Origin of the sequence: Pseudomonas sp. F9001 (assembly GCF_013385435.1) — a bacterium.
Lineage (GTDB): Bacteria > Pseudomonadota > Gammaproteobacteria > Pseudomonadales > Pseudomonadaceae > Aquipseudomonas.
Map to the genome: position 1 here is coordinate 144,121 of NZ_JACAPX010000012.1, position 15,012 is coordinate 159,132.

Sequence of the window (15,012 nt, forward strand, 5' to 3'; positions counted from 1 at the left end):
GGCACATGGCGTTTCAACTGCAGGCCGCGACCAGCCAACACCTGGCCTTCGCCCGGACCCTGACCCACCAGGCCATGGGTAATTATTATCGCCAATACGACTTGTCGTGGTCCGATGCCGGTTTCGATACCGCCTGGGCCGGACGAGAAAACTGGCTGATCTGTCGCGATAACGAGGTGCTGGGTTTCATCAGCATCAGTCGTGACCCCAAGGCACTGTATATCCGCGAGCTGCACATCCTTGAGGCGTTTCGTCATCAAGGGGCTGGCGGCTGGGTTATCGAGCAGATGGTGTACAAGGCGCGCGCGGAAGGGCTGGGTCTTTTACGGTTGACCGTTTTCAAGACCAACCCGGCGCGAAGGCTCTATCAGCGCAAGGGCCTGGAAATCGTTGGGGCGGAGGATTGCTTCTGGCGCATGGAGCGCAATTGCCGGCCGTGATCGGGTGCGAGTACTGCCAGTTCGAGGAAAACAGGCACTTGGTTTTAATAAGCGCATACTCACTTCAAGAAATGACTTCCTGCTCTTGTCTCACGGTTTCGCCCTCAACCGGGATGATCCCGTCCTTCATGCCCAACAGGACCGCGACCTTGTGGGCTTCTCCACGCCGTCCCTTTTTGCGCCCAGCGAGCACTTGATAAGTGGTTGCCGGGTCCACGCCATGTTCCCGGGCGAACGCTTGAACAGACTTACCTTGATGTTCCAGCCAGGCCTTGGCTTGTGCAGCAGTGCGAATACCGGGCATAGTTCAAAACCGTTCAAGTTTGTGTAAAACGAGATGAGTGTGTCACCTCTAGGGGTGTGCCAAATAGGATCATACATCCAAATGAGTGGAATCGGTTTCCGGTTAAGGCAAGAAAGAGAGCGGCTTGGCCTGTCGCAGAAAACTTTTGGTGAAATAGGAGGTGTAGAGGCGAACGCACAGGGTAAATATGAAAATGGCGGACGCGCGCCAAAGGCTGATTACTTGTCCCGCGTGGCAGAAAGAGGTGTCGATATCCTGTACGTGTTGACCGGCAATCCAACGCCGACCCAACTTGAAAACCTGAGCCAGGTCGAGGAGAAAGTGCTGGGGAACTACCGTGCGATGTTCAAGGAAGACCAGGACGCAATCCATCGCCTGACTTCTACCCTGGCCGAGCATTCACTCACCACCAATGGAAAAAACCGGTCATCGGCCCCGGATTCCTGACCTTTTACCCAGGAAATTGAGCCGTCCGCCATTCGGCGGCGGCCCGTTGTGCATTGAAACTCTATATATATGACGCTTGCAGCTAGGTCTGCGCCGTGGTTTTTTGCTAAGGTGTTCAGCAACCTATAAGACCATATCGCGAGGTGTCTGCTTGATTAGGGTGCTAGTAGTCGATGACCATGATCTCGTTCGTACAGGCATTACACGAATGCTGGCTGACATCGATGGCCTGCAAGTAGTCGGCCAGGCCGAGTCAGGGGAGGAATCCCTGATCAAGGCCCGGGAGTTGAAGCCCGATGTGGTTTTGATGGACGTCAAGATGCCCGGGATCGGCGGTCTTGGCGCCACTACGAAGTTGTTGCGCAGCCATCCGGATATCAAAGTCGTGGTAGTGACCGTGTGCGAGGAAGATCCTTTTCCTACACGGCTTCTACAGGCGGGCGCTGCCGGCTATCTGACAAAGGGCGCGGGATTGGCCGAGATGGTCCAGGCTATCCGCCTGGTATTCGCCGGCCAACGCTACATCAGCCCGCAGATTGCCCAGCAGTTGGCGATCAAGTCGTTTCAGCCCACCAGCGACTCGCCGTTCGATGCGCTGTCGGAGCGGGAAATTCAGATCGCCCTGATGATTGTCGGCTGTCAAAAAGTCCAGTCGATTTCCGACAAGCTGTGCCTGTCGCCGAAAACCGTGAACACCTACCGTTATCGGATTTTCGAAAAGCTTTCCATCAGCAGTGATGTTGAATTGACCCTGCTGGCGGTACGCCACGGCATGGTAGACGCCAGCGCCTGAAATGACAGCCTCTGAAATTAAAGTGCTGTTCGATCCGAGTGCGTTCCTTGCAACCTGCAGTGGCCGTCCCGGCGTGTATCGCATGTTCGACAGCGAAGCGCGCCTGCTCTACGTCGGTAAAGCCAAGAACCTGAAAAGCCGCCTGGCGAGTTACTTCCGCAAGACGGGCCTGGCGCCGAAGACCGCGGCGCTGGTGGCGCGTATCGCCCAGGTGGAAACCACCATCACCGCCAATGAAACCGAGGCGCTGCTGCTTGAGCAGACGCTGATCAAGGAATGGCGGCCGCCCTACAACATCCTGCTGCGTGACGATAAGTCCTACCCGTACGTGTTTCTCTCGGACGGCGACTTTCCGCGTCTGAGCATCCATCGCGGCGCCAAGAAGCAGAAGGGCAAGTACTTCGGGCCTTACCCCAGCGCCGGCGCCATCCGCGAAAGCCTGAGCCTGCTGCAAAAGGCGTTTTTCGTGCGCCAGTGCGAAGACAGTTTCTATAAGAACCGCAACCGCCCGTGCCTGCAGTACCAGATCAAGCGCTGCAAGGCGCCGTGCGTGGGCCTGGTTGAGCCTGCGGAATATGCCGAGGACGTGCGTCACTCGGTGATGTTCCTCGAAGGCCGCAGCAATGCCCTGGCCGATGAACTGTCCGGCGCCATGGAGCAAGCGGCCAGCACCCTGGATTTCGAGCGCGCCGCAGAGCTACGCGACCAGATCTCCCTGCTGCGCCGCGTACAGGACCAGCAGAGCATGGAAGGCGGCACCGGTGACGTCGACGTCATCGCCGCCTTCGTCAACCCGGGCGGCGCCTGTGTGCACCTGATCAGCGTGCGCGGCGGCCGGGTGCTGGGCAGCAAGAACTTCTTCCCCCAGACCGGTATAGAAGAGGAGGTCGCCGAAGTCATGGCGGCGTTCCTCGGCCAGTACTACGTCAGCAGCCCCGAGCGCGACCTGCCGAGCGAACTGATCGTCAACGTGGTGCACGAGGACTTCCCGGCGCTGATCGAAGCGATTCACGAACTGCGTGGCCGCGAGCTGGACATCAGCCACCGCGTGCGCGGCACCCGTGCGCGCTGGCAGCAGTTGGCCGTGACCAACGCCGAACAGGCCTTGGGTGCACGCTTGGCCAACCGGCAGCATGTCGCCGCGCGGTTTGACGCCTTGGCCGAAGTCCTCAACCTTGACGAACCGCCCCAGCGCCTCGAGTGCTACGACATCAGCCACTCCAGCGGCGAGGCTACCGTGGCTTCCTGCGTGGTGTTCGGGCCGGAAGGGCCGATCAAGTCCGATTACCGGCGCTACAACATCGAAGGCGTCACCCCGGGCGATGACTACGCCGCCATGCACCAGGCCCTGACCCGCCGCTTCAGCAAACTGAAGGACGGCGAGGGCAAGCTGCCGGATATCCTGCTGGTGGATGGTGGCAAGGGCCAACTGTCCATGGCCCGCGACGTGCTCAACGAACTGGCGGTACCCGACCTGATCCTGCTCGGCGTGGCCAAGGGTGCCACCCGCAAGGCCGGTTTTGAAACCTTGTACTTGAATGATGCAGCCCATGAGTTCACCTTGAAGGGCGACTCCCCGGCGCTGCACCTTATCCAGCAGATCCGCGACGAAGCCCACCGTTTCGCCATCACCGGCCACCGTGCCCGACGTGGCAAAACCCGGCGTACCTCAACCCTGGAAGGGGTGGCAGGGGTCGGGCCGACACGGCGGCGGGACTTGTTAAAACATTTTGGTGGCTTGCAGGAGCTGTCCCGTGCCAGCATCGAAGAAATAGCCAAAGCTCCCGGTATCAGTAAAAAGCTCGCAGAGTTGATTTATGCAAATCTGCACAGCGAGTAGAATGCCTTCTCACCTCGTAGCCAGTTGTGCCGATGAATATCCCTAATCTGATCACCGTACTACGCGTCCTGCTCATACCGATTTTCATATTGCTGTTTTACCTGCCGTACGAATGGAGCTACATGGCATCCAGTTCGGTGTTTGCCTTCGCAGCCGCCACCGACTGGCTGGACGGTTACCTGGCCCGTCGCCTGGAACAGAGCACGCCGTTTGGCGCGTTCCTGGACCCGGTGGCCGACAAACTGATGGTAGCGGTCGCCCTGGTGCTGCTGGTGCAGGAACACGGCAACCTCTGGCTGACGTTGCCGGCGGCCGTGATCATCGGTCGCGAGATCGTGGTCTCCGCCCTGCGGGAGTGGATGGCCGAAATCGGTGCCCGAGCCCACGTGGCCGTGTCCAACATGGGCAAATGGAAAACCGCGGCGCAGATGCTTGCCCTGGTGATCCTGCTGGCCAACCCGTCGGATTTCTCCTTCTGGGTATTGCTGGGCTACGCCTTGCTGCTGATCGCCGCGGGCCTGACCTTGTGGTCCATGCTGCAATATTTGCGCGCCGCCTGGCCGCATCTGCGCACCGAGGTTGAAAAGAAATAAAACTTTTTTGAATCAAGGGGTTGACGGGTGATGAGGATTCTATAGAATGCGCATCACCAAGACGCGGGAATAGCTCAGTTGGTAGAGCACGACCTTGCCAAGGTCGGGGTCGCGAGTTCGAGTCTCGTTTCCCGCTCCAATTATTGTTCTACAGGCTTCTATTGAAGTCTGCAGAAATTGAAAAAAGAGGCTTCGGCCTCTTTTTTCATTCCAGTAAGTTCCACTCGAAAACACTACGAGCCACGGTTTTTTAGTACATTGTTTAGTACATTAATCAGGCGCTTGGTAGATCACTTTTTCGTGGGCCTCGCTTCGCTGGAAACCGTACAAATCTCCTCTATTCAAACGAGACGGAGATTGTACGATGGCTCTCACCGATACCGCGGTCCGATACGCCAAACCCCGTGCCAAGGACTACACCCTCCCTGACTACAACAGCCTCGCTCTTTTCGTGAATACGAAAGGCGCCAAGTGCTGGCACTTCCGCTTTTCCTGGGCGGATAAGCAACCCCGTATTTCTCTCGGTACCTATCCTGAAATTAGCCTACGAGATGCTCGCGCTCTGCGGGATGTTGCGAGGGCATTGGTCGCTAGGGGCATCGATCCGCGTATCTATCGGCGGCTGGAGCGTAATGCTAGGCGCCTGGTTGCGGAAAATGCTTAAGCAGCGGTTGTTCAGCATTGAAAGTGGCACGCAACGTTGAGCATCGTGCTTCTGGTCGTGGGCCTCGATAATCCGGTCGGGCCCAGAACCTCCCGCTTCAAGTGGCCACCGAGTCGGCTGGCAGCGAGGGCGCTCAAGTTGCATGTAGAGGCGGGCGCCTGACCTTCGCTGTTCATGGCCAGCTAAGCCGTTGGGCCAGGATCAGTCAGTAGGCAAGTGCAATTGCACTTCCATGGCGTCATGCAGGAGCCGGACGACCTCGATCACGTCGTCGCTTGCTACACGATAAAACACGACATGGCGTGGGCTTTTGACCGCGCCATGGGGGTGTTTGGCCTGCTGGCGTGAATAGGTGAGGTGATAGCTGCGAAGGCCCGGTGCCAGCTCATCGCGTTCGTGGCTGCCAATGCGATAAGGCGTGTCGGCAATCGCTTGCAGCGCCGAGAGGATTAGCGCCTGGTAGCGCTGGCGTGCTTGATCGCCGAACTGCGTCTGGGAGAGCCCGAGTATGTCGACAATGTCGGCGCGCGCCGCGTTGGAAATCCGATACTGCGGCATGCTCAATGTTTCTCGCGCGCAGGGAGGGTTGCCTCCAGGCTCAAGCCCTCGAGGTAGTGCTCCAGTTCTCCTTCGTTTAACTGAGTAAAGCGCACGTGCTCAAGGTCCATGATGCCGATCGAGGTCGCCTGACGCAGGGCCTCAATTTTGGCGGTGTCTTCTGCGACGCGCTGTTCCAATAGGCGCAAACCTTCTCGCATCACTTCGCTGGCATTTTGATAACGACCGGACTGGACCAAGTCATGGATAACCTGTTCCTGGTGAGGGGTGAGCACAACGTTTCGCGTCGCCATAGATAGCTCCAGCTTTGGTCAAACAGATTCTTTCAATCATTGGCATATTATGCCATTTTACTCGCGAACACATCGTTTGGGATTTGTATCTGACGAACTGTGTCGCATGGGTTCATCCGCCGCGCCTGACAGCGCGTGCATGCGTGCGCACAAAGTCCAAAAAGGGTGTTGTGTATCTTCCATGGGTAAGCCCTTTGAGAGAGGTGGTCGTCGAGTTCGGTTTTGGCTAGATCATCCTAACTATAGCGTTATGACAATCTAGACCGATTCTATCCGGGGTAACAACACAGTTTAACTCGAAGGCTTATAACCACCAGCGGCCTCTGCCGCCTCCTTCTTATGCTGCTCCCACTCCCATAAATACTCTTCATCTCGGTCGTTAGAATAGTCGGGTGCAACTTCGCCGAAATCAAGGAGCTCTAGTTCGCCAATCACCTCTATTTCTTCATGGGTGACGCTTCTTTCATGGTCAGCCCAATCACCTCCAAAATAGATCAGTACGTCGGTTTCGTATGAGGTTTCAACCGAGGCCTCTACTCCGCCCAAGCTAACGTAGTCCTTATCTATAGAATCGTATTGGGAGAAGTTGAATGATGCAGTTGCGTGTACTGTGACAAGGGCTTTTATTCCTATCACGGCGGAATTGTCTTCTATAGAAACAATATTGACTAAAAGCTCGTCCGTGTCAGAAGCCAGCGCTAGCTGATGATCAACATATTCGAGTTGGAGATCGTCGTACTCATAATGGTGGAATGAGCTGGCTTGTATTTCGGGCTCCATATTTGCGGTAGCGTTGGATAACGCAGTCATTATTTTTTCATATAATGGCCCGCTGTTCTCCAGTGCACCGTCTTTTCGTAACCGCTCAATGACCTTGGTGATTTTTGTATGAGGCTGGAACAGGGAAAGGGCATGTGGCAATTCGCTGACTACGTGAAGCCACTGAGAATTTTTAGCATAGGCATGCCACCCTTTATCTTTACTGACTACTACCATGACCTTGTCGTTTTCGCTAGCCCAGCACTCCAGAGACAGTAAAGCTATTGCATCAGGAAATTCGCTTTTTTTCTCAGCCTTATTCTCGAACGGAGGTAGGGTGTTGAAGTATAGGTCCATTAGCTCATTGACATTAACTTTAGAAGCCGAAATGACTTGTCCATTGACCTTTGAATAGAAGCTCTGAAACCGCTCGGTGGCCATCTGAGACGCGACGGTTGTAGAATTAAGCTTTTCGGATAAATGATCCGATGTAGATGCGCTGGGGATGTATTTAGATAAGGCCTTGAGGCTGCTTCGCGCGGACTTTAAATGCTGATCAATTTCTGCAGTTAAATGCTTAAGCCCCTCCCGATGAACGACGTCAGGTTGAATAATGGGGATGATGCTTCCGTCGAATTGCTCGAGTTGCTTTAGTATGCCTCCGTCGAAATTGTATCGCTGGCCTCTCAAGATATTACTGTCTATGGAAAGTGCAGCGAAATCTAAGGTGGGTTCGAAGTCATCCATATACACATCCTTGAGTGAGGTTTAGTTGGCTCTATGCCGAATAGGCTGGGGCAACATGCAATCGGTCCGCTACTTCTTGTCTCGCCAGTCTTTAGTGTAAAGAAGATCATTGTGGCTGAGTTTTATAGCGGTGTGCTTGAGCAAAGTCCCCGCGGTGTCTTTTCCGAATTTTGAAGCTTCGTCGAACGCTAGGAAGATCTGTTTTTTCTTCACTGCTGCCAAAATTCGCAAAATGTGCTTGGTCGCTGCAACTTCAATGTTCTTGTATATAACCGAGTCATGAATAAGAAACGGCAGTGAAGTCAGTGAGAGCAACGCGAGGTCAAAGCCGATCAGTCCTGCGAAAGATTTTCCAGTGCCAGTGTCTTCGGAAGAGGTAAAACTGTACGATGCAGAGGTATGTAGTCTCAGTTGTGAGGGGTTTCGATTTTGTCCATATACAACTCGATTAAATTTAATTAGCTTTTTATTGATTGCTGATTCGATGTCAATAAATATGCGTGTAAATATGTTCTCAAGTCGCTCCTTGGAGAGGCGAGCACCTTCTTGAAGGCCTATTTTTTGGTCGTAAAATTTATTTTCCTCGATGGCCTTGTCCGTAAGTTCTTTGAGTTCAAATACTCGAGAAAACAGGTCGCTAGGGGTTCCTTTGGCAGAGAGGGCATCACGGACTTGCTTGTCTAACTGGCCTATTTCACCCGATAGCTCACGTTCCTGCCCTTGTAATGCGGTGAGCTCTGCTTTCAGCTCTTTCTTAACAATGGAAGAAATTTTCTGATGGAAGGCCTCCACCTGTTCAAGCCTAGAGATGTCTGCGCTTGGGAAAAACTCTGCAACGAGTGCAATATTTGCAGCAGTTCTTGGGTTTACGCCGGAGATGTCCTTGCTCAACCTCTCAGTTCTGACCTGGAGGAGATTTTTCTGCTGGCTTAAATCATTCTTGCTCTGCTGCAAGCTACGGATATCCTCGTCAAATAGCGCCTCGTAGGCAGAGAGAGCCCCGGAAAAACCCTGCTTCACGTCGTCAATTACTTTGGCATTATCAGAAATGAGGTTCTCATTCAGCTTATATTGCGACTTGTTGATATTAGGGATGATCTCTGCTGCCATGGACTTCGTCATCAGATTTTTTTTGCTGACAAAAGATTCTAGAATGGCCCTTTCTTCGGCGATATCACTTGTGCGCCCGAAGATATCGATTAGACGACTTATCGATGTTCCTTGGGATTCTTTTGGTGACCCTGAGAACGGATGCTCGGGATCAAACTCTCCCTTGTTCCAGATTCTGCTGAAGGCACTGACAATTGAACGGAAAGGGCTTTCCTGCACAAGCATACCGTAATGGCACTTCAAAATATCCTTGTAATCTTCGAGTGAAATAGTGTCGCTGACTTGATATTGGTTATCGCAAATGTCTACTACGTCGGGCTCAGCGGTGGAGCGACAAATGTAAAGCGGTTTCTTATCGAATTGGAATTCGATAAAGTAACTGTGATGACCTAGGGACTGAATCACACCGGTCTTATCGTTTAAAAGGCTCTTACCGCCCATTACGAAGTCGACCACCATCAGGGCAGATGATTTTCCGATGGAGTTTTTCGCATCGTCATCACCGAGAATGACATTCAGTCCTTCGTGGAAGATGATTTCCTTATGATTAAATAATTCGCACTTGATCCTTTTAAGCATATTCAATCACTCCGTCGTCCTGTACATCTAAATATCCCAAGAAAAATAAAATATCCAGCGCGGATAGAAATTCTGATGCGTCTTGAAAGTCTTTTTTTGTCTTGGCTAGCAACTGAGCAACATTTTCTCCCTGCTGGCCCTTAGCCAAAATAGCGCGCATCTTGAAAATGGTTGATTCTTCGAGTTTAGTGAATTTACTCGGAACTAACATCGAAGACCTCGCAGTTTTGCACGAAAAATGAGGTTAGGATCTTGGCGGCATCAACTGACTTGCCAGTCCTTTTGCTCATCCATTGGGTGATGTAAGTGAACACCAAATCTTTGTTATCTGGGATTATTCGTTGCATTTCCAGGTAGTACGTATTGATCTGGTTCTGTAGAACCCTCACCGTTAGCTGGTCGCGTTGTTCTAAGATTTTTATTTCGTCTCGTATCGTTACATAGTAGTCAAGTACGTCTCTTTTGACGTTGCGTTTCAGTAGAGGGCTCGCATGGGTTTTCAGCTTGTCCTTAATGGTCGCTATATCCATTTCTACTTCAGTTACTTCTGTATCTTCAGGAGTTAGCTCAATGATCGTTTGCAGCAGTTCTTTGATTTCTTCCTTTAGATGACACTCGGCTGTGACGAGCTTTGCTCGCGCCTCCTGTAGATAGCCTTTCTTGATTTTTTGGATGTTGAGGTACTCTTCGATTTTGAAGTCTTTGTCGTATTTTCTATGACAACTCGGACACAGGCACATTACATTTTCGAGAGAATTGCTATCCGCGGGGGCCGCATATCCTACGAGGGCTTTAGCTTGCGAGGGTGTGGGATTAAGCGGGTAAATGTGAGCAATCTCATACCCTTTCTCGGGATGTTTTGATGTTGCTTTCTTGAAGATGATAGGTAACGTGCAGAGAGGACAGGCCCCGCCAGTCTCTCCATAGAGAATGCTCTGCTCGTTTGGAGTGTAGTCCACTCTTTTCTTTGCCATGTTTTTCCTAGAGTCGTCCTTTCTGAGGCTCGATGCTGGCGCGATGTATACACCTGTGGTACCAAATATGTTGGTTGGTAGCGAATGCATGGCCTGGGGAAGGGAGGTCGCTAGGGAAGGCAAGCCTGCTTTGTTTTTATATATCTGTAGACCACGCTTTCCTTGATTATCATCTGGCATCCAAGACTCCAATAGCGTGCTGATCAATGCGGATTATCATACCATTAGGCCACTACTCACGAAAACGTACTGTCTATGCGGACATGCCCCGGAGTGATTCAGGGTGCCCAACGCTCTCGTACAATGGGAGGCCGGGGTGGTCACGATAAACACTGCCAGGGCGTCTGGTTTGAACGTGGTTGTTGCGCAGATCGGCCAACGTCTTGAAAACCAGCACACAACCGCTCGGGCGGTACACCACGCCCTGCTCCAGGGTATGAAAGGCGCTGCGAAACACACGCAAGCGGCGATAACCGAAAATCTGCAAACCGGGCAGGCGCTGCTTGAGTCACCCGCCAATGGCCAGGTCGAGGTTATCGGCGCGCTGAACCAGCATGCCGAGGCGCTTAGCGCTCGGCGTGATCAGAGCCAAACCAAGCTACGAGAACTGACGATCACCACGGGCGTCATGTTCGTCTCGACGCTGGTCATACGTAGGATATGAGTTGCTAAGTTTTACGGCATTGTCTTATGGACCATAAAGGCTCGTTGAGGAAACCAGTAATCGACGGGCGTATTCTTTAGGGCCCCAGTTTGCAGCGAACGTATCTGAAACCTCATACCACTTACCTGCTGGTTGGCCTGAACCGTGATTAGCTCCCATGCATGAGCATTCACAGTGCAATCCATTAGCATCCCAGCAGGCGCGTGCGCAGACTTGATGAGAGCGATGGAGCTGAATCACATAGGCCTTATTAACGCGACCAACCAAGCGTTTAGCCACATTTTCGAACCAGGCGGCGGGAGCCTCCCAGGCCTTGTATTGATCACTCCAAGCAGGCTTGCTCCGGTTCCCATCTCTAAGCCAATCGTAGTTGTTCTTGGCATACGGTAGCCGAACTAGCAGAGGGGCCTTCTCCCTTTTGAAAACCACAGGGACCGTCGTTTGGTGCCATATCGCAATAATTCCTGAGTCATTCTCAGCCATAGGTAACGCTCGTTAGAATCCATCCAGCAGCACTAAACATACCCGATTGGTGCCGTTCTTATGATATCCCTTCCATGGAGCCCCCCTCACGGCCACCTATAGCCTAAAGGTTTCGACATGTGGGGCATCTTGAACACCTTGAGAGACAAGGAGCGAAGCAATACATCGGTAGTGACACGATGATGTAGCTCCCTGATGATCGTCACTTTCCGAAAGCACAAAAAGACACATGGCGCCTATAGGGTTGGTAGTGTGGGGGAGTAGTGTAGCTGCTATAAAAGCTTTAGCAGGCTACCCCTACCCTCAATTGGATTGTGGTCACAGCTACTTCATACTTTACGTAGCGGCCCTTTGCCTTCAGTCTCCCTGCGATTAGGATTAGGACTTTCTTAATTTCCAGGGAGGGATTGGTATGGCGTTTTTCCGGGAGCAGGCGAGCGCGCTGAATCTCTTCCAGCAGCATCGTGAACCCAACCGAGGTTTCAGGCCTGGCCAGTTGGGGGCCTTACATGCGGTATTGGCACACTTTTCGGTGCAAGACGATCCTGCATTGGTGTGCTTGCCTACGGGATATGGGAAGACATCACTGATGATGGCGCTTCCATATTTGTTGAAGGTCAGACGCGTTCTGATCGTAGAGCCAACTGACGCTTTGAGGAAGCAGGTCTCCTCGCATCTTTCCGAGCTTTCCACGCTACGACGCATTGGTGCTCTCCCAGATGATTGCATGTTGCCAGAAGTCCTTCTGCACGTCGGCAGAGTTGGGTCAGTTGCAGAATGGCGATCACTTGAGCGCTATGACGTTGTGGTTTCGACGCCAAGTAGCTCATCACCCATTTACGACCACCCACCGCCTGCAGACCTATTTGATCTGGTGATTTTCGATGAGGCACATCACGCTCCAGCCAACTCATGGATCGCCTACCTCCAACATCTGACGGCATCAAAATTTGTATTCTTGACTGCAACACCATTTCGTAGCGACCACCTCGTCATTCCAGGCAAGCTTATCTACCGATACCCCGTCATGCGGGCGATTGATGAAGGCGCATTTGATCCGGTGACGTTCCGCGCTGTTCCGGTTGATGACGAACTGAACGACACCGAGGTAGACCGAGCTATAGCACGGGTCGCGGTGGAGCAGTTCACCGAGGATAGAGCTAATGGCTACGACCACCGAATATTCGTCAGAGCTTCCAACATTCAAGCGGCCAAGGATCTTGTGCCGCTCTATCAAGGGTTGGGCCTTGCTGTAGAGGCAATCAATAGTCGATTGACGAAGCGAAGGCAGGATCAGATTGAGGCGAAACTTAGAACGGGAGAACTGGATGGCATCGTTTGCGTGGACATGTTTGGTGAAGGGTATGACTTCCCTAAACTCAAGGTCGCGGCACTACATGCTCCGCACAAATCACTGGTGCCAACCATCCAGTTTATCGGGCGTTTTGCGCGTATGGATGAAGCGACGGGAACGCCCACACTCATTGCGCCGACTTCCAGGGTCCAAGAGGCCACCGCTTCCCTGCTCAGGGAGGGGGTAAACTTGGCGCAAATGATCGACGAGGCGGCGCACGATCAAATTCAAGCTAGCGTTCTAGATCAAGAGTTCATTGATAGCCTGCCTGTCCGTAGGCAAGCCGAGTCAGACTACGATGCGGTCTCACCGTTGTCCCTCAATCTTTACGCGCATGTCCGGATTTTTCATTGCGAAGAGATTCCAGATTTTCTTCGTCTGGACTCAACGGTCGGTCGTCGCCTGCGGATTGCGAAGCAGTGGGCGACAGCTGACGGAAGCATTTCTCTGGTACTGACGGCTGACGAAACGCCACCACAATGGATTTTCTCTGATGCGGTTATGGATGTGCGTCACGATGCATTCTTGCTGATGTATTTCCCGGAATCTAAATTTTGCTTTATTGGCTCTACCCTCAGGACAGAGAAGCTCTACCTTTCCATCATGGATGCCGTTTGTCTTGGCCATTGCCGCCCATTGAGCTACGAGGAGACCAGCCGGGCTAGGGCTGGACTGGAAGCGGTGCATTTCTTCAACCTCGGCTTCAAGAGTCAAGCGCTTAACTCCCAAGGTGAGACTTATCGTGTGATGACTGGGCCGCAAGCCGAGCGAGCTGTAACGTCCGGTGATAGCAGGGCGTTTTCACAGGGGCACTATTTTGGTAGCGGCCATAACGGACACATTCGTGAAACCGTGGGAGCGAGCAGCAGCTCGCGTATCTGGAGTAATCAGCGCCTCTCCACTCCAGACTTCGTCGAGTGGGTCCAAACGTTGAATGCGCGGATTTCCGGCGATGCTCCTATCACCGCAACACAGCTGGATCAGGTGCGAATTGCTACCAAGTTACTCCGCCTGCCTGATGTAGTCATTGCAGCCAACTGGCCACGACAAGGGTTCAAAACTAACCCCAGGCTTCGATATCGTGCTGCACCCCAAGGTCGTGACCGTTACTCCCGGCTGGCTGAATGGGAGCTATTGGGCTTTCAGGTCGAGCCTGGCGTGGGACGCATGGCTTTTTCCGTTGCACACCTCGATGGTGCTGTGGAGATGTGTTTCCATCTCGGTGTGGCAAGAATGTTTACATGTGCTACTCCTGGAGCCTCTCTTGAGGTTGAGTCTGCTCACGACAACTGGATGCCACTTGACGAATGGTTGTCAGAGTACAGCCCAGTTTTTTATGCCGCTGATAGATCGTCCTTCGAGGGCATGAACTTGATGGCGCCGCCACTCCTGCAGACACAGGGGCTGGCCCCTGGTGACGCAGCGTCTATCGATTGGAGGGGATGTGAGATTCGCGTCGAGTTTCTACCGAACGACAATTCTGCGACGACCGTCGCGCGTCGCGCAGAGTTGGGTGGGCTCGTAACGGTCCAGGAGCATCTGGCTCAACATTTGCTCAGCCTGCCGGATGTACAAGCTATTTTTTATGATCATCGGACTGGCGAAGCGGCTGACTATATCTGCATTACTCGCGATGCGAGGGGCGAAGTGAGTGTCGACTTCTACCACTGTAAAGGTGCTGGAGGGCCAGCAAACGGCGGGCGAGTAGGGGACGTGTATGAGGTTGCTGGGCAATTAGTGAAGTGCGCTTACTACTGCGATGTACCCACATTGCTGCAACACATGGCGGACAGAATGAATCCGGCACGCCACAGCGCTCCTTCATCATTCGTCATAGGCACCCTGAGAGATGTCGAAGAATTACTCAACGCAACCTTGGCAACAAAGCTAAGTTTTTGCGTGATTGGAGTCCAGCCAGGGATCCGCAGGACAATGGTTGATCAGCGTCTAAGTGATCTGATGTCGTTCTGTATCGACTACGCGAGAGGGGGAGGGACGGCCAAGGCTTATTGGTTAGTAAGCGAGTAAAACACGACTATTCCCATGATCTTGAGTGGCCCATAGTTCGATTTTTTGATCGGACTGTGGAGGGGGCGAGGTCTTTAGACCTGCCCCTCCGCCGAGCTTTACGCATTTGAGTATTTCGCAGCCAGGGCACGCCAGTGTTGAGCGATGCCACTTCTGCCGGATATCCCGGTTGGTGAAAGCCGGTGTTCCAGGAATAGGGTTGAGGCTGATTTTTCCTATCCATGAGTGCTTAGTGAGGCCCAATCAATCGCTCTGATGTTCCCATGCAACTGAATGATGCAGAGTTTAAGTTGATGATGCGAGAGTTCGACTCTGGATGCAGGAATGGCTTGCACTGAAGCGTCCGGCTCATGGCGAGGATCTTCCCATCTGTCAGCGATGA

15 protein-coding genes and 1 tRNA gene are annotated in these 15,012 nt (G+C 53.0%); 9 read left to right on the top strand and 7 right to left on the bottom strand.

Translation table 11 applies throughout. From position 1 onward, the window contains the following. The first annotated feature begins 5 nt into the window (after window positions 1–5). On the top strand, window positions 6–440 hold the full coding sequence (locus tag HX818_RS12175) for a GNAT family N-acetyltransferase (RefSeq protein WP_177020179.1): 435 nt from the start codon (window positions 6–8) through the stop codon (window positions 438–440). Window positions 441–504: 64 nt separating this feature from the next. Here HX818_RS12175 and HX818_RS12180 read toward each other — a convergent pair whose 3' ends face one another. Further along, window positions 505–744, bottom strand: a complete 240-nt coding sequence (locus HX818_RS12180) for a DNA-binding protein (RefSeq protein WP_008436063.1) — start codon at window positions 742–744, stop codon at window positions 505–507. Window positions 745–825: 81 nt separating this feature from the next. Here HX818_RS12180 and HX818_RS12185 point away from each other — a divergent pair, with 81 nt between their 5' ends. From HX818_RS12185 to HX818_RS12210, 6 genes are all read left to right on the top strand, one after another. Further along, on the top strand, window positions 826–1,191 hold the full coding sequence (locus tag HX818_RS12185) for a helix-turn-helix domain-containing protein (protein ID WP_032899473.1): 366 nt from the start codon (window positions 826–828) through the stop codon (window positions 1,189–1,191). Between the two features lie 151 nt (window positions 1,192–1,342). Further along, window positions 1,343–1,984 carry a UvrY/SirA/GacA family response regulator transcription factor gene (uvrY, locus tag HX818_RS12190; RefSeq protein ID WP_008436066.1) on the top strand — a complete coding sequence of 214 codons (642 nt, stop codon included), beginning with the start codon at window positions 1,343–1,345 and terminating at the stop codon, window positions 1,982–1,984. Between the two features lies 1 nt (window position 1,985). Then, complete coding sequence (uvrC, locus tag HX818_RS12195) at window positions 1,986–3,824, top strand: excinuclease ABC subunit UvrC (protein WP_218173899.1); 1,839 nt, start codon at window positions 1,986–1,988, stop codon at window positions 3,822–3,824. Between the two features lie 32 nt (window positions 3,825–3,856). Continuing rightward, complete coding sequence (gene pgsA / locus HX818_RS12200) at window positions 3,857–4,417, top strand: CDP-diacylglycerol--glycerol-3-phosphate 3-phosphatidyltransferase (RefSeq protein WP_003208929.1); 561 nt, start codon at window positions 3,857–3,859, stop codon at window positions 4,415–4,417. Between the two features lie 63 nt (window positions 4,418–4,480). Beyond that, window positions 4,481–4,556, top strand: a tRNA-Gly gene (locus HX818_RS12205). Window positions 4,557–4,781: 225 nt separating this feature from the next. Then, window positions 4,782–5,081: an Arm DNA-binding domain-containing protein gene (locus HX818_RS12210; protein ID WP_177020180.1), complete on the top strand. Its 300-nt coding sequence runs from the start codon at window positions 4,782–4,784 to the stop codon at window positions 5,079–5,081. A gap of 201 nt (window positions 5,082–5,282) precedes the next feature. On the opposite strand, the gene HX818_RS12215 is transcribed toward HX818_RS12210, so the two are convergent. The 6 genes from HX818_RS12215 to HX818_RS12240 all read right to left on the bottom strand — a co-directional run bounded on the left by HX818_RS12215 (window position 5,283) and on the right by HX818_RS12240 (window position 10,281). Continuing rightward, complete coding sequence (locus tag HX818_RS12215; protein WP_177020181.1) at window positions 5,283–5,639, bottom strand: type II toxin-antitoxin system RelE/ParE family toxin; 357 nt, start codon at window positions 5,637–5,639, stop codon at window positions 5,283–5,285. Between the two features lie 2 nt (window positions 5,640–5,641). After that, entirely contained in the window at window positions 5,642–5,932 is a 291-nt protein-coding gene (locus tag HX818_RS12220; RefSeq protein ID WP_177020182.1) for a type II toxin-antitoxin system ParD family antitoxin, read from the bottom strand. A 291-nt stretch (window positions 5,933–6,223) separates the two neighbouring features. Beyond that, window positions 6,224–7,438, bottom strand: coding sequence for a PIN domain-containing protein (locus tag HX818_RS12225; protein WP_177020183.1), 1,215 nt, complete (start codon window positions 7,436–7,438; stop codon window positions 6,224–6,226). Window positions 7,439–7,507: 69 nt separating this feature from the next. Next, a complete protein-coding gene (locus HX818_RS12230; protein WP_177020184.1) occupies window positions 7,508–9,127 on the bottom strand; it encodes a DUF2326 domain-containing protein in 1,620 nt (539 codons plus the stop codon). Next, window positions 9,120–9,338 carry an ABC-three component system middle component 7 gene (locus HX818_RS12235; protein ID WP_177020185.1) on the bottom strand — a complete coding sequence of 73 codons (219 nt, stop codon included), beginning with the start codon at window positions 9,336–9,338 and terminating at the stop codon, window positions 9,120–9,122. Before HX818_RS12235 ends, HX818_RS12230 begins: the two co-directional genes overlap by 8 nt. Further along, window positions 9,322–10,281 (bottom strand): ABC-three component system protein, encoded by a 960-nt coding sequence (locus tag HX818_RS12240; RefSeq protein WP_256346354.1) that lies wholly within the window; start codon window positions 10,279–10,281, stop codon window positions 9,322–9,324. Before HX818_RS12240 ends, HX818_RS12235 begins: the two co-directional genes overlap by 17 nt. A gap of 169 nt (window positions 10,282–10,450) precedes the next feature. On the opposite strand from HX818_RS12240, the gene HX818_RS12245 reads away from it, so the two are divergent. Beyond that, complete coding sequence (locus tag HX818_RS12245) at window positions 10,451–10,765, top strand: hypothetical protein (RefSeq protein ID WP_177020186.1); 315 nt, start codon at window positions 10,451–10,453, stop codon at window positions 10,763–10,765. 895 nt (window positions 10,766–11,660) lie between these two features. Further along, window positions 11,661–14,630, top strand: a complete 2,970-nt coding sequence (locus HX818_RS12250; protein ID WP_177020187.1) for a DEAD/DEAH box helicase — start codon at window positions 11,661–11,663, stop codon at window positions 14,628–14,630. Window positions 14,631–15,012: the final 382 nt, after the last annotated feature.

Coding starts and splice junctions, on each gene's coding strand:
- HX818_RS12175 (WP_177020179.1), top strand. CDS start 6: ATGGCGTTTCAACTGCAGGCCGCGACCAGCCAACACCTGGCCTTCGCC.
- HX818_RS12180 (WP_008436063.1), bottom strand. CDS start 744: ATGCCCGGTATTCGCACTGCTGCACAAGCCAAGGCCTGGCTGGAACAT.
- HX818_RS12185 (WP_032899473.1), top strand. CDS start 826: ATGAGTGGAATCGGTTTCCGGTTAAGGCAAGAAAGAGAGCGGCTTGGC.
- uvrC (WP_218173899.1), top strand. CDS start 1,986: ATGACAGCCTCTGAAATTAAAGTGCTGTTCGATCCGAGTGCGTTCCTT.
- pgsA (WP_003208929.1), top strand. CDS start 3,857: ATGAATATCCCTAATCTGATCACCGTACTACGCGTCCTGCTCATACCG.
- HX818_RS12210 (WP_177020180.1), top strand. CDS start 4,782: ATGGCTCTCACCGATACCGCGGTCCGATACGCCAAACCCCGTGCCAAG.
- HX818_RS12215 (WP_177020181.1), bottom strand. CDS start 5,639: ATGCCGCAGTATCGGATTTCCAACGCGGCGCGCGCCGACATTGTCGAC.
- HX818_RS12220 (WP_177020182.1), bottom strand. CDS start 5,932: ATGGCGACGCGAAACGTTGTGCTCACCCCTCACCAGGAACAGGTTATC.
- HX818_RS12225 (WP_177020183.1), bottom strand. CDS start 7,438: ATGGATGACTTCGAACCCACCTTAGATTTCGCTGCACTTTCCATAGAC.
- HX818_RS12230 (WP_177020184.1), bottom strand. CDS start 9,127: ATGCTTAAAAGGATCAAGTGCGAATTATTTAATCATAAGGAAATCATC.
- HX818_RS12235 (WP_177020185.1), bottom strand. CDS start 9,338: ATGTTAGTTCCGAGTAAATTCACTAAACTCGAAGAATCAACCATTTTC.
- HX818_RS12240 (WP_256346354.1), bottom strand. CDS start 10,281: ATGCCAGATGATAATCAAGGAAAGCGTGGTCTACAGATATATAAAAAC.
- HX818_RS12250 (WP_177020187.1), top strand. CDS start 11,661: ATGGCGTTTTTCCGGGAGCAGGCGAGCGCGCTGAATCTCTTCCAGCAG.